Source organism: Ruegeria sp. ABV4_181 (genome assembly GCF_056158465.1).
On record NZ_JBSWTI010000005.1, the window covers coordinates 84,523 to 105,445 of the forward strand.

At 56.0% G+C, this 20,923-nt stretch carries 18 protein-coding genes; 9 read left to right on the plus strand and 9 right to left on the minus strand.

Features of this window, described 5'->3' with window-relative positions:
• Positions 1-6 precede the first annotated feature (6 nt).
• The 3 genes from ACXAC3_RS19315 to ACXAC3_RS19325 all read left to right on the plus strand — a co-directional run bounded on the left by ACXAC3_RS19315 (position 7) and on the right by ACXAC3_RS19325 (position 1,401).
• On the plus strand, positions 7-315 hold the full coding sequence (locus tag ACXAC3_RS19315; RefSeq protein ID WP_475163977.1) for an ArsR/SmtB family transcription factor: 309 nt from the start codon (positions 7-9) through the stop codon (positions 313-315).
• A 72-nt stretch (positions 316-387) separates the two neighbouring features.
• Entirely contained in the window at positions 388-792 is a 405-nt protein-coding gene (locus tag ACXAC3_RS19320) for an SRPBCC domain-containing protein (protein WP_475163865.1), read from the plus strand.
• Positions 793-933: 141 nt separating this feature from the next.
• Positions 934-1,401, plus strand: a complete 468-nt coding sequence (locus tag ACXAC3_RS19325) for a hypothetical protein (RefSeq protein WP_475158152.1) — start codon at positions 934-936, stop codon at positions 1,399-1,401.
• A 954-nt stretch (positions 1,402-2,355) separates the two neighbouring features.
• On the opposite strand, the gene ACXAC3_RS19330 is transcribed toward ACXAC3_RS19325, so the two are convergent.
• Both ACXAC3_RS19330 and ACXAC3_RS19335 read right to left on the minus strand, forming a co-directional pair.
• Positions 2,356-3,105, minus strand: coding sequence for a DUF4259 domain-containing protein (locus ACXAC3_RS19330; protein WP_475163867.1), 750 nt, complete (start codon positions 3,103-3,105; stop codon positions 2,356-2,358).
• Between the two features lie 206 nt (positions 3,106-3,311).
• Complete coding sequence (locus tag ACXAC3_RS19335) at positions 3,312-3,692, minus strand: VOC family protein (RefSeq protein WP_475163869.1); 381 nt, start codon at positions 3,690-3,692, stop codon at positions 3,312-3,314.
• Between the two features lie 339 nt (positions 3,693-4,031).
• Between ACXAC3_RS19335 and ACXAC3_RS19340 the strand changes: the two genes are divergently transcribed.
• The gene (locus ACXAC3_RS19340; protein WP_475163871.1) at positions 4,032-5,000 is read left to right on the plus strand and encodes an endonuclease/exonuclease/phosphatase family protein; all 969 of its coding nucleotides are present in this window, start codon (positions 4,032-4,034) and stop codon (positions 4,998-5,000) included.
• 418 nt (positions 5,001-5,418) lie between these two features.
• Here the strand turns inward: ACXAC3_RS19340 and ACXAC3_RS19345 are convergent, their stop codons facing one another.
• The 5 genes from ACXAC3_RS19345 to ACXAC3_RS19365 all read right to left on the minus strand — a co-directional run bounded on the left by ACXAC3_RS19345 (position 5,419) and on the right by ACXAC3_RS19365 (position 10,676).
• The gene (locus ACXAC3_RS19345) at positions 5,419-6,456 is read right to left on the minus strand and encodes an endonuclease/exonuclease/phosphatase family protein (RefSeq protein WP_475163873.1); all 1,038 of its coding nucleotides are present in this window, start codon (positions 6,454-6,456) and stop codon (positions 5,419-5,421) included.
• Positions 6,453-7,499 carry an ABC transporter ATP-binding protein gene (locus ACXAC3_RS19350; protein ID WP_475163876.1) on the minus strand — a complete coding sequence of 349 codons (1,047 nt, stop codon included), beginning with the start codon at positions 7,497-7,499 and terminating at the stop codon, positions 6,453-6,455. The genes ACXAC3_RS19345 and ACXAC3_RS19350 overlap by 4 nt, the downstream gene beginning before the upstream one ends.
• 11 nt (positions 7,500-7,510) lie before the next feature.
• Positions 7,511-8,404 (minus strand): ABC transporter permease subunit, encoded by an 894-nt coding sequence (locus tag ACXAC3_RS19355; RefSeq protein WP_475163877.1) that lies wholly within the window; start codon positions 8,402-8,404, stop codon positions 7,511-7,513.
• Between the two features lie 12 nt (positions 8,405-8,416).
• On the minus strand, positions 8,417-9,298 hold the full coding sequence (locus ACXAC3_RS19360; RefSeq protein ID WP_475163879.1) for an ABC transporter permease subunit: 882 nt from the start codon (positions 9,296-9,298) through the stop codon (positions 8,417-8,419).
• Between the two features lie 73 nt (positions 9,299-9,371).
• Positions 9,372-10,676 carry an extracellular solute-binding protein gene (locus ACXAC3_RS19365; RefSeq protein WP_475163881.1) on the minus strand — a complete coding sequence of 435 codons (1,305 nt, stop codon included), beginning with the start codon at positions 10,674-10,676 and terminating at the stop codon, positions 9,372-9,374.
• Between the two features lie 219 nt (positions 10,677-10,895).
• Between ACXAC3_RS19365 and ACXAC3_RS19370 the strand changes: the two genes are divergently transcribed.
• Positions 10,896-11,909, plus strand: a complete 1,014-nt coding sequence (locus ACXAC3_RS19370) for a LacI family DNA-binding transcriptional regulator (protein WP_475163882.1) — start codon at positions 10,896-10,898, stop codon at positions 11,907-11,909.
• A gap of 771 nt (positions 11,910-12,680) precedes the next feature.
• Here the strand turns inward: ACXAC3_RS19370 and ACXAC3_RS19375 are convergent.
• A complete protein-coding gene (locus tag ACXAC3_RS19375; protein ID WP_475163884.1) occupies positions 12,681-13,097 on the minus strand; it encodes a hypothetical protein in 417 nt (138 codons plus the stop codon).
• 166 nt (positions 13,098-13,263) lie between these two features.
• Here ACXAC3_RS19375 and ACXAC3_RS19380 point away from each other — a divergent pair, with 166 nt between their 5' ends.
• A complete protein-coding gene (locus ACXAC3_RS19380) occupies positions 13,264-14,898 on the plus strand; it encodes a winged helix-turn-helix domain-containing tetratricopeptide repeat protein (protein WP_475163885.1) in 1,635 nt (544 codons plus the stop codon).
• Between the two features lie 51 nt (positions 14,899-14,949).
• Here ACXAC3_RS19380 and ACXAC3_RS19385 read toward each other — a convergent pair whose 3' ends face one another.
• A complete protein-coding gene (locus ACXAC3_RS19385; protein WP_475163888.1) occupies positions 14,950-16,866 on the minus strand; it encodes an adenylate/guanylate cyclase domain-containing protein in 1,917 nt (638 codons plus the stop codon).
• A gap of 271 nt (positions 16,867-17,137) precedes the next feature.
• Here ACXAC3_RS19385 and ACXAC3_RS19390 point away from each other — a divergent pair, with 271 nt between their 5' ends.
• From ACXAC3_RS19390 to ACXAC3_RS19400, 3 genes are all read left to right on the plus strand, one after another.
• Complete coding sequence (locus tag ACXAC3_RS19390) at positions 17,138-17,755, plus strand: type IV toxin-antitoxin system AbiEi family antitoxin domain-containing protein (protein WP_475163890.1); 618 nt, start codon at positions 17,138-17,140, stop codon at positions 17,753-17,755.
• Position 17,756: 1 nt separating this feature from the next.
• Entirely contained in the window at positions 17,757-18,614 is an 858-nt protein-coding gene (locus ACXAC3_RS19395) for a nucleotidyl transferase AbiEii/AbiGii toxin family protein (RefSeq protein ID WP_475163893.1), read from the plus strand.
• 424 nt (positions 18,615-19,038) lie between these two features.
• Positions 19,039-20,916, plus strand: a complete 1,878-nt coding sequence (locus tag ACXAC3_RS19400; protein ID WP_475163895.1) for a hypothetical protein — start codon at positions 19,039-19,041, stop codon at positions 20,914-20,916.
• The last annotated feature ends 7 nt before the right edge of the window (positions 20,917-20,923 follow it).

Below are 20,923 nucleotides of genomic sequence, written 5' to 3' on the forward strand. Positions count from 1 at the left end.
GTTACCTTGTCCGCGTTAGCCCACCCGGTAAGGCGAGATATCTTGGCGAACCTGATGTCGGGTGAGCGCACCGTGACCGAGCTGGCAGACCCGTTTGACATGACGGGTCCGGCCATAACCAAGCATCTGAAGGTGCTTGAACGCGCGGGCCTCATTGAACGCTCGCGCGACGCTCAGCGGCGCCCGTGCAAGTTACGCGCGGATCCACTCAAGGAAATTCAGTCACTGCTGAAAGTATATCAACCGTTCTGGGACGAGAGTTTTGATCGGTTGGACATCTTTCTCGCCGAAGAGGGCCAACGAGTTGAAGAGTGACATTCCACGTGTTGGTGCCAGTACGACGCCGGAATTGGTATTCGAGCGCTTATTCAACGCGCCCGCCAAGCCGTGTTTCGGGCATGGACCGATCCAACGCGTCTGGTCCAGTGGTGGGGACCGCACGGGTTTCACATGACGATCGAAAGCATGGACGTTCGCGTTGGCGGGACCTGGTCCTATGTCTTACACGGGCCTGACGGGGTCCAGTATCCTAACACGGCAGTCTTTGAAGTCTTTGAGCCGCCGCATCGGCTCGTTTTCCGCAACACGGGAGGGCACGTCGACGACAAGCATCTTACATGCCGGATGGTCGTGACATTTGCGGAGACGCACGGGCAAACGCAAGTCACGTTGCGTATGCAGTTCCAGTCCTCAGACAAACTGCGACGCGCCAAGAAGCGAGGTGCAGTTGAGGGTGGTGAACAGTCGTTTGAAAAGCTCGAAACTGTGCTGCTGGAGTCCCAAGGTTCCTAGCCTATCCAGGGAGCATCGTTCTGTTTCTGCGATCGTAGCCAGCTTTCCGGACATTCGTTTCGACAACGAGCCTGGCGGGTGATCGAAGTAATCAGGTCGCGGTCTTTGCTACCAAGCGCAACCTTGTGATAGCTACTGCGCATGAGCCTTCTGCACCTATCTATCAGCGCCGACGCTCCAGAGGATGTGGCGGTTTTTCTCGCTCATGTCATGGGTGGCGAAGCCCTGCCCTTTCCGCCATTTCCTAACTGCTGGATCGCCTTCTCAAAGCAGGACGACGGCACTGCGATTGAAGTCTACCCCACAACACATGTTCTGAAGGCGGGTCCAGAATCAGTATTCTGTGAAATAGAAGCGCGGGACACGAAACCGACGTTTGCACACATAGCATTATGCGCAACACTCAATCGTTCGGAGATCATCTCTTCCGCCGAAGAACGCGGGTGGTGCGCACGTATCTGCAATCGCGGTCCGTTCGAATGCGTGGAGGTCTGGCTCGAAAACAGACTGTTAGTCGAACTGCTCGACACCGAAATGCAGCAGGACTATCGCAATGGAATGACCCTTGAGAATTGGACGGCAATGTTTGGTTTGGCTCAGAAATCTTAGTCGAACCTTCATCTAGTCAGTACAGGCTAATATCTTGCTGCGGACGGCTCCAAGCAGACATCCAGCATTTGCTTCCATTGCCGCAGCAAAAACCTAAGTCGCAGGCGCACCGATCCAATTTCGCGCGCAATCGTGCTTCTCAATAGACCATCCCGATCACAAATGCGGGGCGCATAACACGCCCCGCACCAGTCTCTAACGCCCCTTGGCTTTGCCGGGAATGTCCATTCGTTTAGCCGCACGCGGTGGTGACTTCATACGCAGATCGTGCGGTGGTTTGGCTTTGCCTCTCACTAATTTGGCGGATTTTGGGGTGTCCTCCACAGCAGGAAGGGTCCGACCGAAGGTGGTTTTTGGTGGTTTGAAGGGCATGGTGCACCTCATGACAAGAGAAAGCTGAAGTCGCGCAGATGCACGACTGCGAACGCCCGCTAGGGGCTAGCGTCGTTTGTCCATTGTCAGAATCCTCCGCAGGAGTGTTTCAGTGCGCATTCTGTCAATCGAGGGCAGAGCGCGGCGGGATCAGAAAGTATACTGGTCCATTGTTAGATCCTCCTTTGCGAATGGCAGGAAGGTCTCAAACTACGGAGCATCTGTCAAACGTGCTCAAAGAACGGGTTCAACAATTTATCAGACAATCGGCTGCCGACCGAGGCTGTGTGAATACTCTGAAAGGTCGGCGAAATACGCCGAAAACACCCTTTACGTGCATTCTCTCGTGCTTCTGAGAGAGCTCGTAGGCCGGAGTTTTCACACAGCCTCAGCCCTTGCCGTCCATCTTGTCCGGCCCATAGCTGCCGTCGAAACCTTTTCCTGAAGCTGCAGTCGCAGGCCGCAATCCGGACATTCACGATGAGCGAAGAATTCATTGCCAGGCGGTGATCAGGAGCGCGGACAAATCCGCAATTCGCCCAGCAATCGCACCAATCTCGAATCCTCACATGTTGAGGCGCTCTAAGATTCCGTTGGTTTCAGGTGCCCGTCCTCAGTGAGGTCACTTTCCCTGTAGCCCACCTCCAGCATCATGCGCCGCCGCGCCTTTGGTAGAATATCTCCGTTCGGCATCAGGTCTTCGGGGTCATACCCTAAGTCGACGACCATCTTGCGCCGCGCCGTCGGTAGGGGCATGCCGTCGGGCGTCCAATGAGGACCGGGGCCGTCCAGCTTAGCGTCGATACAGGCCCGGTGTGGGGTCGCACCCAACACACCACCGCCATCATCATACTCAAAAGCCAGGCCATCGCGCTCTGTCACCGCCTCGTAGCAAACATAGCAATGCCCAATATAGTCGTCGGGCCTTTCCGGGTTCGACTCGGGTGGCGTGTAGGGCGCCGAAGGGGTCAGACGTATCAACAGTGCGTCCAGCGCCTCGTGCCACTCCTCCGCATCATCGTCCCACAACTCTGCCAACTCCGACTCGGTGCGCACATGCTTTACCAAGGCAGTGGCCTGGTCCAGCGTATCCTGTGACACTGCGTGCAACCTGATACCCGGCAACTCTGGCAAGTCGGCAGGCGCTCGCCCCAATCCAGCCGCTAACAGGTCGCAGGCCGCTAGCGCCACGCAGGCGTCCCCGGCCTCCAGCCCGGCCGGCTTGGCCGAGAAGGCAGCAACCGTCTCAATCACGGCATCGAAACTCGAGAGGCCATTCACATAATCAAGGGCGTCGTCGTTGCCAAAGCTGCCCGCGCTCCAAGCTCCCATCCGCTTCCTCACCGCATTGTCTCGCCACAGACTGCCCAAGAATTCCGGCGCTTTTATGTCTCCTTGCGGCTGGCCAGCATCGGTGAATGCGGCGGTCGCGCCCGTATTGCTGCCATTCGCTGCGAGAGTAAAATCAAGGTTCTAGCGAACTCACAGATCGCGGAAAAAGCCGTCGTTAGTACATGCGTTTGCTCGGGAATTTCTTGTCAAGAAAGCCTGTTGCTAATCTCAACAAGATTACCGTCTGGATCCCGGAAATAGACCGACATCAGGTCGCCGACAGCACCAAGCTTTTTAGTAGGCCCTTCGACAGTTTCGACATCGTTTGCGCGGAGTGCCCGTACAACTTCCTCAATCGGCGTTTCGGTCACGACGCAGAAGTTTCCACTACCCGGCACCGTTTTTTTGGCAAGAGCAGGCGCGGTCCTGGCATCCTGAAGGCTGATTTTGTTCGAGCCGAAGTGGAGCGACCATTTACCCGCCCGCTCTTCACGTGCCGTCATTCCTAGAACGCGCTGATAGAATTCCAGAGTGAGATCGACGTCGCCGACACAGAGGACAATGTGATCGAAACCGTAGATTTTCATGCCCAGACCATACAGGTGTTGGCCTCGAAGGGCAAAGCTGTAGGGCCACGCCTATTGGTGCTTCACACAGGCGGCGAAATGGTGCGGCAATTGTAAATTTGTGCTCTTAGCGGCCATCGGAGAGAATGCAGCATCTCGGGCGGGTAAACGCCACGTGCTCCTGGGGACGGCCCTCAGCTAACATCCAACTCGCCGGCACGATGCTACGACCGAAGCCCGTATTGCCGCCATTCACTGCAGGCGCAAGTTCTTTGCTCGAGCAAACACTCCAACTGCGTTGCATTCGCACCAGACTTACATACCTTGGTTAGAATTTTGATAGGTTTTTGGGAGAATTGAATGCCGAGACCATTTCGTATTGGCACGTATAACGTAGAGAATCTTTTTGACCGTTTTGACGATCCCTACTCAATTGGGGATGATCTCTACGGGCAATTCCGAACGAGCCCAAAATCTCGCGCGCATTCGTTTGATGTTGCAGAGCGCATTAGGGAAAGTGGTGTCGGCAACAATTCGATCGACATTGTCGGTTTGCAGGAGATCGAGAATTTTGGTGCGCTACTCGACTTCGTGCAGGGAAGCGTCGGACCAGACTACGGCCCCAAGACCGGTGTGGTCTCGATCCCGTCCAATGATCCACGAGGCATCGATCTTGGACTGATTTGTACCAAGAATTTCAAAATCGGACGAATAGTCAGCCATCGCTACAAGAAGTTCAGACGCTCCGATGGCAAACTCTATCAGTTTGGCCGCGATTGCTTGCAGGTCGAAATCATGGACAAGGACCAAGGCGGCGTCATTCTCACAGTGTTCGTCTGCCATCTGAAATCGAAGTACACGGGTATTGACCAGTTCGAAGAGTCTGATCGCTACGCTGAGGCCCAAGCTCTCAACACGATCAAGCGCAAGGCCGAAGCGGAACAAATCGTCCGCATCGTCACCGAGGAGGTCGATATTGAAAACGATCTCTTCGTTGTCCTTGGTGACTTGAACGACACGCCAGACAGCGAAGCCCTTGCGCCTCTTTTGGCCGAAGGAAATCCCCTTGGTCTAACCAATGCGATGACGCTGATCGAACAAGATGACCATGCACCGCATTCGGAAACGCGGCGCCCCAGAGACACCCACGTCTGGAACAGGCCTTTAGAAGATGGCAGCCGCCAACCGGAATGGGCGCAAATTGATTTCATCTTGCCGTCGAAAACCCTCTGGTCGCTTCGGACTGGGACTGCCGATGTTATCAACTCGCCAAAGGATCAGGGATCTGATCATTTTCTTTCCTTTGTCGAGTTCAATTTGCCTGATTGAGTGCATTGAAACAATAAAATGTTCGAGCAAGCGAAGGGGCAAATCATGTCCGAAGACGTAGACCTTATCCTATCGGAATGCCTACGACTTGAGTCGCATGATCACGTCGACCCAAGTGATGATGACGGCTGTATAGTGGTTCACCTTCATCAAAATAGTGATGGGCGGTATTTCCGATAAATCGAAGCCAGTGGTTTTAACACGGGTCACGGAGGTGCTGGCCACTTCATTGAGTGGCTGGGAGACACTAACGACGATAGTTGGAAGGAGCCTTAGGTACCAGTTGACCCAGCACAATGTTCAAATCCCTACAAAGCAGACATTCGCAATTATTTCTCACAAGTGAGCCAGCGCTACTTTTTGAAGCGCTTCAAACCATTTAAGGCCCGGAGTAGGAACGTCCTGCGTCGTCAATAGATTATTTGGCCGCATTCTCTGATGATACGAAATCGTCCCGGACGCCTAGTTTACTCCAAACACAGTCATGATCCGATAGCGGAATCCCGGAAGCCGAGATTGAGGTCAAAATGCCTGACTCGACTGGCTCTAGACCACGACCCGCCAGCCAATCCAGTTTCATATTTCTCTTCGGATGAGGCGTTATCAGACTGGGGCGCGTGGTATGGCCCTCAGGAGTGAAATCCCAAGAATACCTTTGTTCTTTGGCCAGATCGAACAGGGTTTCGTGGCGCCAGTCGAAATCTGGCGGGATGTGGTTGCCCGTATTGAGGTCGCCGCCGATCAGAACCGGCATGTCGGGAGCAAAATCGTCGATGGCTTTTAGCAACAGGTCGAACTGTGCGTGCCGGTGTGCAGCATCCGCGTTGCTTTCCAGATGGGTGGAAACGACGCAGACCGGCCCCTTGGCAGTTGGTGTCACGGCGGCGATTGCCATCCGACCACCAACGCGGGGTTGACCGGGATCTGTCGCACCGGCCTCGGGCACAAACCAATGGCCGTGGTCGTCCAGACGGATCAGGGCGGTACGCTCGAACGGGGCCGAGGACAGGATGGCGTTTCCATGCCAGCCAAATGCGTTGAAATCATCGGTGCAAAAGGCGCGCTCGGTTTCACCACCCAGATCAAGTTCGTGGAATTCAACACCAAATGCATAGGCCATGCCCAACGCGTACGCCATGTCCTGTGTCGTGTGGCGTTGCGCAGTGCGGGCCATGCCATGATCAACCTCGGACAGCAGAACGACGTCCGGGGCGATCTGGCTCAGATGGGCGGCGGTGTCCAGGGGAAACAAGCAGCGTTCCACGTTCCATGCGGCCACAGTGAATTGGGCAGGCAGTTGAGTGGCCGAGGGCGCTCCCCCAAGTTGCAGGGCGTTCATCGCCGGAAGCATGGCAAGGAGGCCTCGATGCGCCTCGGCCGTGCGCGGGGCGGACAGGATCGCCTTTCGCTGCTCCGGTGTGACAGCGGGCAAGGTGTTCAAGACATCAGTGATCACAGGGTTCTTCCTGTTTCCGCATCGAACAGCCGCAGGGCCTCGGGCCTGAGGGTTACGCGGGTTTCACCGGTCTGGACGTGCTGATCCTTGCCGACCATCACCGTAAAGGCTTGATCCGCGATTGCCCCGTGCAGCAGGCGGTGCGCCCCCAGTTCTTCCAGAATGTCGATGCGGAAGGGGATTTTGCCCTGCTCGTCCAGCGCGACATCTTCCGGGCGGATGCCCATGGTTACCGGACCAATGTACGAACCGGGCGCGGGCATCAGCCCTTCATAACCGTTGATCCGAACCTGCGCGTCGTCCACCTGTGCCTCGATCAGGTTCATCGGCGGTGCCCCCATGAACGAGGCGACAAAGGTCGAAGCCGGATTGTGGTAGATCTCGGACGGTGTGCCAATCTGCTCAATCCGGCCTGCGTTCAGAACGATAATGCGGTCGGCCATTGTCATCGCCTCGACCTGATCATGCGTGACGTAGACGGCGGTGGTGCCAAGGCGGCGTTGCAGAGCCTTGATCTCAATCCGCATCTGGTTGCGCAGCTTGGCGTCAAGGTTCGACAGCGGTTCGTCAAAAAGGAACAGCGCCGGGTCACGCACAACCGCGCGGCCCATGGCAACGCGCTGTCGCTGACCGCCGGACAGTTGCGCCGGTTTGCGGTCCAGATACTCGGTCAGGTTCAGCATTCTGGCCGCGTCCTGAACCTTAGCGTCAATCTCGGAAACAGGCGTGCCGCGGTTCTTCAGCCCGTAACCGATATTCTTGCGAACGGTCATGTGCGGATAGAGCGCGTAGTTCTGAAACACCATCGCGATGTCCCGATCGGCCGGGTCCACGTCATTGACGACCCGGTCACCGATATTCAGCGCACCTTCGGTAATGTCCTCCAGCCCTGCAATCATTCGCAGCAACGTGGATTTGCCGCAGCCGGACGGGCCGACCAGCACGACAAACTCTCCGTCCTGAATGACAAAACTGGTGGCCTCAACGGCCCGAAACCCGTTGGGATAGACTTTGCGGATGCCGTCTAAAGAGACCTGAGCCATGCGCGTGTTCCTTATTTGTCGGATTCTGTAAGGCCCTTGACGAACCAATTCTGGAAAAAGATGACAATGGCCACCGGGGGGATCATCGCAACGATGGCTAGCGCCAGGGCCTGCCCGTGTTCGGGGATCTGACTGTCGGTATAGGTCAGCACGATCTGCTTGATGCCCCGGACCAGCGTGAAAAAGCTTTCATCCGTGGTGATCAGCGTCGGCCACAGATACTGGTTCCAACCGAAGACGAACATAATGATGAAGATTGCCGCAATCATCGTCCGGCTGAGCGGAACGAGAATATCGACGAAGAACTTCCACGGTCCGGCGCCGTCGATCCGCGCAGCTTCGGCCAGTTCTTCCGGCACGGACATAAAGAACTGGCGGAAAAAGAAGGTGCCCGTGGCCGAGGCGATCAGCGGCACAATCAGCCCGGTATAGGTGTTGGTCAGGCCAAGCTTCTGGATCGCTTCGTAGGAGGGCAGGATACGCACCTCTAGCGGCAGCAACAGCGTTGTAAATATGACCCAGAAGGCCAAAGTGGCAAATCGCAGCCGGAAATACACGATGGCATAGGCCGCCATCATCGAGATGATGATCTTGCCGACAGCAAACCCGATGCCCAGAATGAACGAGTTGATCAGCATCAGCGTGCCATCGACCGTCTGGGTAAACCCGCCTTTTTCAAACATCGCGGCGTGGAAGTTCTTGCCCAGATCATCCCCGAGCGTGAGTTGCAGACCTTCGCGGTGAATGGTCACCGCGTCGTGGCTGGCCGTGGTCAGCGCCAGCAGCGGCGGCAGGATCATCAATAATGAACCCAGAAGCAGGACAGCGTGATCCCCGATTGCCTCCCACCGGATTCTGCGGGGGCGTTTGGTCAGTGCAGGTGTTTCAAGGGTTGTTTCTGCCATTATTCTGCCCCTTCACGTATAGTGGATCCGGCGTTCAACCAGCCGGAACTGAAAGACTGTCAGGATCAAAACCAGCACCATCAGGATAACAGACTGCGCCGACGATCCGCCCAGATCATTGCCGCGGAAGCCGTCCAGATAGACCTTGTAAACCAGCGTCATCGGGTTGTTGCCTGGCTCACCCTTCATCAGCGCGTCGATGATGCCGAACGTGTCGAACAGTGCGTAGGTAATATTGATGATCAGCAGAAAGAACGCGGTCGGCGCCAGCAGGGGGAAGGTCACTTGCCAGAACCGCCCTGTGGCCGAGCGGTTATCGATCATCGCCGCCTCGCGTACGGAACGCGGGATGGATTGCAAGCCCGAGAGGAAAAAGATGAAGTTCACCGGGATTTGCTTCCAGACCGCCACGATGATCATCGCGGTGGCCGTGGCGTTGTAGTCAACGCCCAGCTTGAAATCCCATCCGAATGCCTGAAAGAATTTCGTCATTGGTCCGGTACTCTGATCGAAAAACAGGATGCCCAGAAAGCCCGCGACGGGCGGTGCAATTGCATAGACCCACATCAACAGGGTGCGATAGGTCCGGGCGCCCCGGATGACCTTGTCGGCCTTCACGGCCAGCAACAGCGCGATGGCCAGCGAAAAGAAGGTGACCAGAACCGAGTAGATGATGGTGAACCCGGCGACGCGTTTGTACTGATCATTGCCCAACAGAGACGTGTAATTTTCGGTCCCGACGAAAGTCGAACCGAAGCCGAACGGATCCTGCAAAAAGAAAGATGACTGCAGCGCCCATCCTGCGGGCCAATAGAAGAAAATGGCGATGATCATTAATTGTGGCAGCAGCAGCGCCACCGGCAGCCAGGTGTTGTCGAAGCCCGCGCGTTTCATGGTCCGTCCAGTGCGAAAACAGTGGAATGGCCGCGCCATTGCGGCGCGACCAACCTGGGGGTGATCCCGGGGCTTAGCCCTGGGTCTTGGCGAAGCGGGCCAGCAGTTCGTTGGCTTCCGCTTCGATGGTTTGGAACGCGGTCTCCACGTCGGTCTCACCGGTCAGGATACGCCCGTATTCGCGGTTCATGATGTCGCGGATCTGGACATAGAAGCCCATGCGATAGCCCTTGGTGTTGTCACCTGCCTTGTCGGTCAGCTGGCTGATACCAACTTCAGCCGCGGGAAAGCGGTCATAGTGGCCGTCTTTCTTGGCAACTTCATAAGCGGCTTCGGTGATCGGGACGTAACCGGTTTCCTGATGCCAGAAATACTGAGTTTCAGGTGCGGTCAGGAAGTTGAAGAATTCGGCGGTTGCCTTGTTTTCCTCTTCCGACTGACCCGCCATTGCGAACAGGGCGGCACCGCCGATGAAGGTTTGGGTCGGCTCGGCAGCAACGGCTTCCCAATAGGGCAGTTCCACGGCGCTGAACTCGAACGGCAGGTCTTTCTGCAAGAGGCCGCCGAACGAGCCCGACGAACCCAGCCACATCGCAACCTTGCCTTCTTCAAAAGGCTTGGCATTGTCACCCCAGCCAGTGCCGTACCATTCGAACAGGCCGTCGTTTTTCCATTCGGTCAGAGCAGTGAAATGCGCCTTGATCGCGTCATTGTTGACCAGAATCTGGGTGTCGTTGCCGTCGTAGCCGTTGTTGTTGGTCGCAAACGGCAGGTTGTGGCGCGACATGAAATTCTCGGTGAAGATCCAGGGCAGGTGCGACTGGCTCAGCGGGATATAGCCTGCCTCTTTCAGCGCCGGAGCGGTGGTCGACTGGAATTCTTCCCAGGTTGCCGGCGGTGTGACGCCGGCTGCTTCCAGCGCATTGACGTTGAAATACATGATGGGGGTAGACGAGTTGAACGGCATGCCGATCATTTTGCCGTCGCTGTCGGCATAGAAGTAGCGCACGCCAGCGATGTAGTCGTTGATGTCAAAGTCGACGCCATTGTCGGCCAGCAGGTCCTGAACCGGAATGGTCGCGCCCTTGGCACCGATAACGGTGGCGGCACCGGCGTCGAATACCTGCATGATGTTGGGTTGCTCGCCCGCGCGGAAGGCGGCGATACCGGCGGTCAGGGTCTCTTCATAGCTGCCTTTATAGACCGGAGTGATCTTGTATTCGTCCTGCGAGGCATTGAAGTCCTCGGCGATCTGGTTGACGGTTTCTCCCAGCTGGCCGCCCATCGCGTGCCACCATGTGATTTCGGTTTCGGCAAAAGCTGCGGTCGCAGAAAAGGCGACGGCTGCAGCGGTTGCGCAGAACTTCAGATTGGTCATTTCTAAACTCCGGTTCGGCAGCGGCCCTGTTGGCAGGCAGGTGCGTCAGGTTGCGGGGCACAGGCCCCTTGCAGCAATAAAATCGGCGCATACAGGTTTGATCCCGGATGCGATGCACGGGATGTGCACACGTGCCCACCTACGCGGATCGTGTGACAGTTCGGTGAAAGATTTTTATCAATATTGACAAATTAATCGGAAACAGAGGACAGCTTGAGGGTGGTTGATGACAGTAGAATATCTGCCGAAAGGCCCCGCCGTGTCACGGCGCAAGCCGTAGCCGACGCGGCCGGCGTATCGCGGTCCGCCGTGTCGCGCGCTTTTACGTCAGGCGCCTATCTGGACGCAGAAAAACGCAAAAAGATAGAAGAGGTGGCCGCGCGCATGGGGTACCAACCCAATGCCTTGGCAGCGGGATTGAAAGGTGGCCGCTCGCACCTGGTTGCGGTTTTCGTGGGAAATATGCGGAGCACTTACGATTCCGAATTTGTAAACCGGTTGGTGGGTCAGTTGAATGCGCTGAACAAGTGGCCGATTCTGATTGATGGAGGCGATGAAGGTGCCGAAACGGCCTTGGACCATGTGCTGCGCTACCCGTTGGATGCATTGGTTCTCCGCGGGGGCAGCATGCCCGAGGCGCTAGTGGAGCAGTGCAGCAAGTTCGGTGTTCCAATGATATCGTCTGGTCGCATCGTGGATGCGCCGAGAGTGGACAACGTGTGCTGTAAGAATGCCAAAGGTACGCGGATAGCCACTGAAATTCTACTTAGTAACGGTCGCAAACGGTTCGGCTTTGTCTCGGGCGCACCGAGTTTCGCGTCCTCTGCTGATCGCAGGTCGGGAATGTTCGACACGTTAAAAAGGGCCGGCCTTTCTTTGATCGCAGAAGCGGCTGGAGAGTTCACAGTCGACGCAGGGTATCGGGCGTCGGTGAAACTGTTGGGCGAGCACAGGCTGGACGCGCTTGTTTGCGCCAATGACGCCAGCGCGATCGGCGCGTTGACGGCGGCGCGCGATCTGGGTGTGGATGTCCCGGGCGAGATGTCGATTATCGGTTTTGATGATATAGAAATGGCCAGGTGGCCAACATTCAATCTAAGCACTGTCAATAACCCGATAGATCTATCGGTCGAGCATGTTATCAATCTGCTCGAACGACGTTTGGCTGAACCAAACAAGGACGGCGAAACTCATTTGATTGACCCGTTTTTTGTACCGCGCGGCACGCATTGATACCAAATTTGCCCTGCGAAATTGGACTGAGTAATTCCTTCGACTTGCGATGAACTGCTATTATGATCCCACAGTTTCAGGTCAACTTGTCACATAGAAGGTTTAAACGGTGGTGAGCAGCATCTATTGATTTGACTTGCGCTGAATTTGTCCTCGGCTTCAATCTCGAACTTCAATGTACTTTGAGGCGGTCCGCAAAATTAACATCAGACGCTCTGCCATGTCTGAATTGGACCATGAACTCATACCGATAGAGGATTTTTTTATATCCCTGACCAAGATTTCATCAGCTGGCGTGGCAAGTTAGATAGAAAGTTAGCTAAATTTGCTGCCGAACACTGCAAGGCTCGCGTTGCCTAGCTTGGCAGCCGTCGCTAAGGCCCCGTATTACAAATGTGCTGAACGGCAGCTCTGAAGGAACTGAGAAACAGCAGTGGAACTAAATGGCCGACGGCGGGGCTGGGTCATACTTAAATCAACCAACGGCTGCTGCACACAGTTCGGACTCGTTCATGCATCGCGCAGCATTGATCGAACTGGGCTCAACTCGGTCATCGGATGCAACGCAGCATACGCTTAGCTGTGCGATTGCGCCATCTTCGAGGACGGCCCTTAGCGGACACCGGAAGTGTTCGACCTATGACAAACCATTTCCGCTCAAGTCGGACATTCACCGCGCATGGAGAACAGGGTAGCTGTTTTCGTGCCTGCCATTTCTCCTCAGCCAGAAAAATGGCGGGTCTAGTGTCAGAACCAGTTTGAAACCGAAACTCAGAGACCGGTAGACGGTTCAAAGCTGTGCAGCTCGAAAGTTCTCTTTCCGTCGGCACTGAACTTCTGGACCGAGTCCCCGACACGTAGAACTGTCATACAGCGATAGCGCCCCTTGTCGGCCGCCATGGAAACGCAAACCTTATCTGTATCGGTGATGGCAAATGCGCCGACACCGTTCCATCCACCGTTCGTAAGTTCTCCGCTCACGATATTGTTGGGGTCATAGAAAAAGCGAAATCTCTTCTCTCCGGAGGTGGCTGTGACAGTATTTCCGATCAGAAGCTCTGCGATCTGATCGGCATTGAGGCGCTCGGCACCGTTATCCAACGCCGCCTCAAGATCCGTTTCAGCCAATGCAGTGCTCCCCGCCAGAGCGACCGCAGCCGCGATGCAAAGTGTTTTCAGTTGGGCCATATCCAATCTCCTTTTTATTTTGAGTAATGCTACGGAACGCTAACCCCCGGACACGTTACTCTGGGCGAATACGCCGGGCTTGATCGGAATCTGATTTTTTCTGACATTCATCTAACAATCCGCAAACTTCGTTGAGCCAAGGACATGGCGGAGTGTAGGTTTCAGTATGTACCGTTTTTTAGAGTTCCAACTTGATCCGACACAGGGATTGAAACGCTGTGGCGAACAGGTTGCTCTGGAACCTCAGGCCCTGCAATTGCTGGAGTTTCTCGTCAGGAACCGAGACAGGATTGTCAGCAAGCAAGAGATCATTGACGAGATTTGGGGCGGCTCGGCGATCACGGACGCGGCGCTGAACACGCGCATCCGGTCCGTTCGCAAGGCCTTGGGCGACACTGCGGCAAGCTCAGACTACATCAAAACCTTTCCAAAGCGCGGGTTCCAATTTGTGGCCCCGGTTGCATCGGATGAACCGCCTGGGCGCGTTGCCCAAGCGCCCAAACGCGGCGTTCTTGTTGCGGGTGTTCTGTCGGCCTTGGCAATCGCCATGCTGTCGTTCTCCATATTTGCCGACCGGCAACGATTGCCGGACACCGGAAAACCCTCTTTGGCCGTTGTGCAGTTTGACAATATTGGGGACGAAAGAACGGGTCAGTATTTCGTCGATGGTCTCACCGACGACCTGATCGCGCATTTGTCGCGCAACCGGGAACTGTTCGTTGTGTCCAGCGCAACGATGTTCTCTTACGCGAAGGATCAGGTAACCCCGATCGAAATAGCTCGCGACCTCGGGGTTGGCTATGTTGTCCGCGGCAGCGTCCGCCGCGCCGATGGTCAGATGCGCATCAGCGGAGAACTTATTGATGTCGACAGCGCCGAAACCATCTGGGCCGAGGTATTTGATCGTCAGGTAACGGATGTCTTTGATGTTCAAGACGAGATCAGCCGGGCCATCGCCGGCCAGTTGTTGCCTGAGATATATCAGTCCGGCGAAGCACGGTTGCAGGAAAAACCGACCGAAGACATGGGTGCATGGGATCTGTATTTGCGCGGCCGGGCGCGGCAGGCAGTATTTTCACAAGAGGCCCAGCAGGACGCGGTGACTTTTGCACAGTACGCCATCGCAGCCGATCCGGAATTCGCGGCAGCACACAGCCTATTGGCCCGCGCGCTGGGAACGACATTCTTCTTTCAGTGGTCGGATACCCCTCAGGACACGTTGATTGCCGCGACTGAGGCCGCCAAGCGAGCAATTGAACTGGACGATCAGGACGCGCAAGCACATGCGGCCCTTGGCTATATCTACCGCTTTACCGGAAAGGCCGATCCAGCCATCGCAAATCTCGAACGCGCTGTCGTCCTCAACCCCAATGATGCGCGTATACGGCTGGAATTGGCGCATACCTATGACTGGTTCCGCATGCAGGACCTCGCCCTGCCCGAGATAGAGATGGCAATCAGGCTAAGTCCACGCGATCCGATGTTGCAAAACATGTACTTCTACCAGGGTCATATCCTTTTTCACCTGGAGCGCTACGAAGAGGCGTTGGACGCTGCCCGGCAGTTGGGCACGGTGGCAACAAGCAATACTTGGCGGCTGTTTCATCACTTGTTGAGCGCAGCCACTCTTGCCGAGATGGGTAGGGAAGACGATGCCCAAGAGGCCGTCAAAGATGCGCTTGAGATCAACCCCAAACTGTCAATCTCAGCGATGCGGAGGCAATTTGCAGGATCGAAGAACCACCCCGAAAACCGACGGATCTGGCTGGCAAGCCTGCAAAGAGCGGGCGTGCCCGAATAAGAACCGGTGCCAGACTTGGCACCACACTATGCCTTACCGCCCCCTTGTCAGTTAACCTGCGCTATCCCCCTTAAGCGGGGCAAACCGTCCCTCGGGCATGTCCACTGCTCTGTATGCTTCCACGAAAGGCAGTATGTGTTCATCCGGGCGTGCAAAGCGCCGATACATCCAGACAATGTCAGCAATTTTTATCCCCGGACGAATTTTGTTCAGCCTGTCCCGCGCGGAAATGGCGGCCTCGTGCGGACCCAGTTCAGCCAGAATTGCAACCTCGATGGACACCGACCACCAAATATCCGGCTGTGCCCCCTTGCGATAGGTGCTCAGCGCCGTTTCATAATCTCCGTTCAGGAAATGATACTCGGCGAGCGCCTGATACCAGTTCGGGTCTGCCGCATTTGGGTCAAGCGCAATTGCATTCTCAACAAGAGCGGCGCCCAATTCCAGACGCCCGGACCAAATGAACTCATAGCCGATCTGCCCTTGCAGATACCGATCTGTCCCCAATGCAAGCGCTGTTTCGGCGGATGAGAAGAACCCGTCGAGATCGCGCTGAATCTGAAGCACCAGCGCCAGAAGGAAATGAGCGCGCGCAGAATACGGGTTCAGCGACACCGCGTTCCGCGCCGCCTCTTCCGCGCGTTGGATTTTCTCATCCTGCGTCCCCGGATACAGCCCGGTAAATAGCTTCACATCCGTCAGCAGTGCCTCGGCCAATTGCGCCCACCCGCGCCAATACTCGGGTTCGTCTTCGACAACCCGCAGGATACAGCCGCGGACACGCTCTTGCATATCCCGTCGGTTCAGAAAACCAACGCGCAGCAGGGAACATTCATAAGAAGAGAGATGTTCCGGCGGTTTCGCACGCGCATGACCTGCGTGAATGCGTTTTATCGCCCCACCCGCGTCACCCACAGCCGAGGCAACTTTTTCAGTAATGTTCAGTTGAACGTCCAGAATATTTAAAGTCGTGAGGCTTTCGTCATACGCCCCCGACCAGACTTGAAGCTCCGAAGCTGTGTCTATCAGTCGTGCTGTCACACGCAGCCGATCTGCAACCTGCCGGACTGAGCCCTCCAGCACATAGTCCGCGCCGAATTTCTGCCGGATACTGCGCGGGTCACTTTCGTTTGGTCCAACGGAATGGGTGGATTGGCGGGACAGTACATTGAGGTCCTGGTAGCTCCCCAGCTCAACAATGATGTCTTCGCCAATACCAACAGCCAATAAATCGCGGACGTCCGTATTGCTAAGGCTCTGAAACGGCAGAACCGCAACGGTCGGACCTCTTGGCTCTGTCAACAGAGCGGCTTCATCAAAGGTCATGGCCTCGGGCGGCTCGTGATCATAGCCGATCCACCACGTCAACAAGCTTACAACGCCCAGACCAACCAGCACCGATGCACCGGTCATCAGTCGCAGCTTGTTTGATCGCTGTTCAGAAGCGGGCACTCTGTCAAGCAGGACGCGGAAAACCCGAACCGGTTCAGCGATGTTCTTCAGGTTTTTCAAACCGAGATCGTCAAATTCGGCATCTACCTTGCCCATTGCCTGCTGCGCGACACTGTCAGACACCGCGACACCACCTGGGTCCGCCAGACCTTCAATGCGGGAGGCAACATTCACCCCGTCACCATAGAGGTCCCCATCAGCGATCATGACATCACCGAGGTTTATCCCAATCCGAAGTTGTAGCCGCGACCCGTTGGCAAGGGCTGGAGCAGCCTCAGCCATTGCCCGCTGGATCTCGACGCCACAGGTAACGGCATCGACAACCGAAGCGAATTCGACAAGAGCACCATCCCCCATCAACTTGACGAGGCGCCCGTGATGTCTTGCGATTGCGGGATCAAAAATCTCAGAACGCAGCGTTTTGAGGGCGGACAATACCCCTGCCTCGTCGCTGCCCATCAACGACGAATACCCAACGACATCGGCAGCCATGATTGCGGCGAGTCGGCGCTGCATAGGACCCTCCTGTTCACAGTCTAACGGATGTCACGAAATCTCGACAATGCATGCCCTTCTGGTAATCCAACTAATTTGGCTGTCATGACACAGACTAAATGTCGGCTTCGCCACGACGACTCATACTATTTGCAGATGCAGGGAAAGTCTGCTTTCCGCCCCCCTGCAGAGAGATGGCTGTTTGGCGTAAGCTCTAGAGTCTTGGCAGTCGCGACGTATATATGTTAGAAAACCTCGGACTGAATGCGAAGTTGTCCGAGGTTACCCATCAGTGCCACGCGATCCGACACAGAGGCAGCGCCTCCTTGAATATCTGGAGTCCCATGCGCCGGCGCGCGCAAGGGATCTTGAGGGTGTGGGCGTCTCAGCGGCGACGATCTCTCGAGCGGTGCGTTCAGGCGAGATCCTTCGTCTTGGCCGGGGGCTTTATGGCCTGCCCGACAGCACCCCTGATACGCATGAAACTCTCATCGAAGTCGCCAAGCGCAGCCCCAAGGCCGTCATCTGCCTCACATCGGTACTGGCATTCCACGGCCTGACCGATCAACTTCCGCGTCGTGTCTGGATCGCCATTGGTGCCAAGGACTGGGAACCAAAGATCACCTATCCGAAGATCCGAACCGTCCGGTTCCGCGAACCCTATTTCTCCAGCGGTGTCGAGGAGCACCAGATGGGCGGGGCGACGATCAGAATGTACTCGATACCCAAGACGCTGGCCGACACGTTCCGGAACCGACGTCTCGTGGATCGATCGGTCGCTATCGAGGCGCTCAAGGCCGTGGTCGAGCAGCGCAAGGCGACGCCGTCAGCTATTGCCGAGGCAGCCCAGACCTACGGTGCCTGGAACCAGATGCGTCCCTACCTTGAGGCCGTGACGTCAGATGGCTGACATGCCCAAGAACATCGCTGCATCCGTGCGAGCGAGACTGCTGAACCTCGCGCGGACGGAGGAACAAGCCTTTGACGTCGTCCTGGTCGCGTTCGGACTGGAACGGCTCATCTACCGACTTTCGGTGTCGGCGCACCGCGATCGCTTCGTCTTGAAGGGAGGCATGCTCGTGACTCTCTGGACGAAGGACAGAGGCCGGTTTACCCGAGACATCGACTTCCTGTCGTTCGGCGCAGAGGATAAGGCGATCCTGAAGAAGACCATCGCGGAAATCCTCGAAATCGACGCTGGCGACGGACTGGTTTTTGATGGTGCCAGTCTCACGGCGGCCCCGATCCGAGAAGATCAGGTCTACGGCGGCATGCGCCTCAAGACAGTCGCCTACCTCGAAAAGACGCGGATCCCGATCACGATCGATGTCGGATTCGGAGACGCGCTTGGAAACCCCGACTACACGCTCGACTACGGTTCTCTGCTCGACTTTCCCTCGGCATCGGTGCGGGCCTACTCCCCGGAGACCGTCATTGCGGAGAAGTTCCAGGCGGTCGTCGCGCTTGGTGTCATCAATGGTCGGATGAAGGATTACTACGACCTTTGGGCGCTGCCGAGGGCTGTCAATCTCGATCTAGAGGACTTGCTGGCCAGCATCGAGAAAACCTTTGAGCGGCGTAAGTCAGAAGTCCCGAAGGAGCGACCGCCAGGACTTTCCGAGGAGTTCGCTACCGATCCAGCAAAGTCCGCGCAGTGGCGCGCCTATTCCGAGGCAACCGAGATCGAAGGTATGAGCCTTGCGCAGGTCGTCGAAGACATCTGGGCGATGCTTGAGCCTGTCTGCGCGCACGCCGGCACCGCGAAATAGTGTAGGCGGCCCGCAGGGAACGAACGCAGAGAGGGCCCGAGGACACGGGAGTGGCTGGAGCAGCGCAGCTGTTAAGTGATTTTACCGAATGAGGTTCTCTGCCACGTCCCATCCCTCAAGAAACACGTGCAGCCAAGGAGAGGGCCTTGATCAGGCGCTACAATTTCTCAATCTGCTTTTCAGCATCGGCTTCGTAGAAACGTGACCTGAGTCTGGCAGATGAGACGGCCGTGAAGGAATGACGTTGTCACGGAAGATACGATCAATGAAGCCCGGAACGCACCCTCGGATAGAAGTGTTCATACCTGGAAAGGTTGCTTTGACACGGATTGGACAAGGCGCGAGCAAAAATCCTAAATGTCAGCATAGTACTTGCAAGGCGAATACCGCGTAAGCCCCGTCTTTTACACAAAAGGACTTTGTAATGGATCACATTGAAGCATCAGAGGACAGTTTCGCGCGGGCCAACAATTACTACATTCTCATGTGGGTGGTCACAGCGCTGGTCGTGGTCACGGCCTTCCTGGATTTTCGCACGCACAGAATTGAAGAAACCACCAATCAGCAGATCATCGATTTCTATGGTCCCATGGAAGGAGATGCAGCGCGGTTGGCGCAAGAGTTGCGCTCGTTTGCCTATTTGGCTCCGGGGTTTGAAACCGAACGCGAGGCCATCGACACGATCCGCCGGCAACGAAGCCAGTTGCTTGCCAAGATCAGGGGAATTTCGGATCTCATGCTTTCGAAACGAGAGCTCTCCGCCGATCAACGTGTTGCCATAAATACCCCGATGAATCAGATAGGCGCCTTATTGCTGCTCAATGACGGGACCGATCAAACAGGTGAATTTCCGCATATTACCGATACCGAGCAATTGCTTCTGGCCGAACATTCGGCCGGATCATATTTGTTGGCAGATACGATTCCTGCCCTGAGGGTTGAGGATGCTGTGCGCTATCACTGGCTTGCAACATTGGGTTTACCTTCCTGGTTGGAGGCTTTTGATGAACTTGAAACAGCCTTGCAGGCGGACGACGATCTGACGGATCATGTTGCTGCTCTGAACGCGCTGCAGTCCAGAACCATGAGCAAGGATTTCCGAGATGTTAGAGCGTTTTCCGAAAAGGTCTGGACGGCGTGGATTACGTCGCCCCAAGACGCAAACACCGAGGAAGAAGAGCGTCGTCGTAAGCGCCTGACATTGCTGCAAACGAGCCAATTTCTGGAGCAGGCTCAGGAGAAAAAGGTACAATTGGCGCTCCGCGCAACCGGTCAGACCAGCACGGTGACGATCCCGGTGATTGCGATCCCGCTTCAACTGCGGGACGCCATCCTAGCAGCGCCATTGATCCTCATGTTTTGCGCCCTGGCGATTGCGACCTACACGCTGCGCGCCTTGCGTTACGCCCCAGAGAATAAGGTTTCCGATAAGGTGATCGGTAATCTGCCGGGATATTACGCTTTTTATGGCATGAATCCCTACATCGGCGTTGGCGTGGCCGTTTTACTGCTGCTCGCTCCCTTGGGTATTTTGAGCTTCGTCTTGCCAGCTTTCATCCCGGTCATCCTGGATGGGTGGGATTGGAAGGCTGTGGTCTATTTCATGAGTTGCTGTATTGCGCTCATTTTTCTCGCTGTCCCGCTATATCAGATCCCGCGCGTGATCGATCTTATGAAAAGAGGCATCGCGATCAAGGCGCGTCCCGCGTTAAACTTCCCGCATTTCGACATCCAACAAGGACAAGCGGGCCTTCGGGGCTTTGCGACAAAAAGCGCAACGGCGATCGTTCCTCCGCAGTTTGTTGGGTGCTGGAAAATCCAGACAACTGACCCAAGGAAATACTATCTGCGCATTGAGGCAGATGGGCGGTACTTCATCTCAGATGGGAAGCGCCCCTTTGCGGTCACTGCCAATGGCGCAACGCTCGACTGGGATAGCTCGATCTGGACGCGCGTTCAGGGCACCGGACTGACGATTGAGGGGGTTTGGGATCAGTCACCTGACACATTGACCGTCGGTTCTGATCTATCCACGAACATGACGATACCGGGGTTCACATTGCCAGGATTGATGGACACATATGGCAACAACGCCGGCGGCGATCTTTTATACTTTGAGCAGCGCGCATCGATCGTTTCGGTTGCGGATTTTGGAGACGGAACCTATGAGGCGACGATCCAGGCCATTTTCGGTGGCGTCACTACCTTTGAGATGGAGCACAAAAACGGTGTGATGACCTTTACCATGCCAAGTGGAGAGGACTTCAAATTTGACGACGTCAACTGCAATACGTTGACCTAAGACGTCA

What these genes read in the sequence shown, in the direction of transcription:
- ACXAC3_RS19375 (WP_475163884.1), bottom strand. Translation starts at nt 13,097, where the DNA reads ATGGCCCAACTGAAAACACTTTGCATCGCGGCTGCGGTCGCTCTGGCG.
- ACXAC3_RS19400 (WP_475163895.1), top strand. Translation starts at nt 19,039, where the DNA reads ATGGATCACATTGAAGCATCAGAGGACAGTTTCGCGCGGGCCAACAAT.
- ACXAC3_RS19330 (WP_475163867.1), bottom strand. Translation starts at nt 3,105, where the DNA reads ATGGGAGCTTGGAGCGCGGGCAGCTTTGGCAACGACGACGCCCTTGAT.
- ACXAC3_RS19385 (WP_475163888.1), bottom strand. Translation starts at nt 16,866, where the DNA reads ATGCAGCGCCGACTCGCCGCAATCATGGCTGCCGATGTCGTTGGGTAT.
- ACXAC3_RS19355 (WP_475163877.1), bottom strand. Translation starts at nt 8,404, where the DNA reads ATGGCAGAAACAACCCTTGAAACACCTGCACTGACCAAACGCCCCCGC.
- ACXAC3_RS19380 (WP_475163885.1), top strand. Translation starts at nt 13,264, where the DNA reads ATGTACCGTTTTTTAGAGTTCCAACTTGATCCGACACAGGGATTGAAA.
- ACXAC3_RS19395 (WP_475163893.1), top strand. Translation starts at nt 17,757, where the DNA reads ATGCCCAAGAACATCGCTGCATCCGTGCGAGCGAGACTGCTGAACCTC.
- ACXAC3_RS19365 (WP_475163881.1), bottom strand. Translation starts at nt 10,676, where the DNA reads ATGACCAATCTGAAGTTCTGCGCAACCGCTGCAGCCGTCGCCTTTTCT.
- ACXAC3_RS19360 (WP_475163879.1), bottom strand. Translation starts at nt 9,298, where the DNA reads ATGAAACGCGCGGGCTTCGACAACACCTGGCTGCCGGTGGCGCTGCTG.
- ACXAC3_RS19325 (WP_475158152.1), top strand. Translation starts at nt 934, where the DNA reads ATGAGCCTTCTGCACCTATCTATCAGCGCCGACGCTCCAGAGGATGTG.
- ACXAC3_RS19335 (WP_475163869.1), bottom strand. Translation starts at nt 3,692, where the DNA reads ATGAAAATCTACGGTTTCGATCACATTGTCCTCTGTGTCGGCGACGTC.
- ACXAC3_RS19340 (WP_475163871.1), top strand. Translation starts at nt 4,032, where the DNA reads ATGCCGAGACCATTTCGTATTGGCACGTATAACGTAGAGAATCTTTTT.
- ACXAC3_RS19350 (WP_475163876.1), bottom strand. Translation starts at nt 7,499, where the DNA reads ATGGCTCAGGTCTCTTTAGACGGCATCCGCAAAGTCTATCCCAACGGG.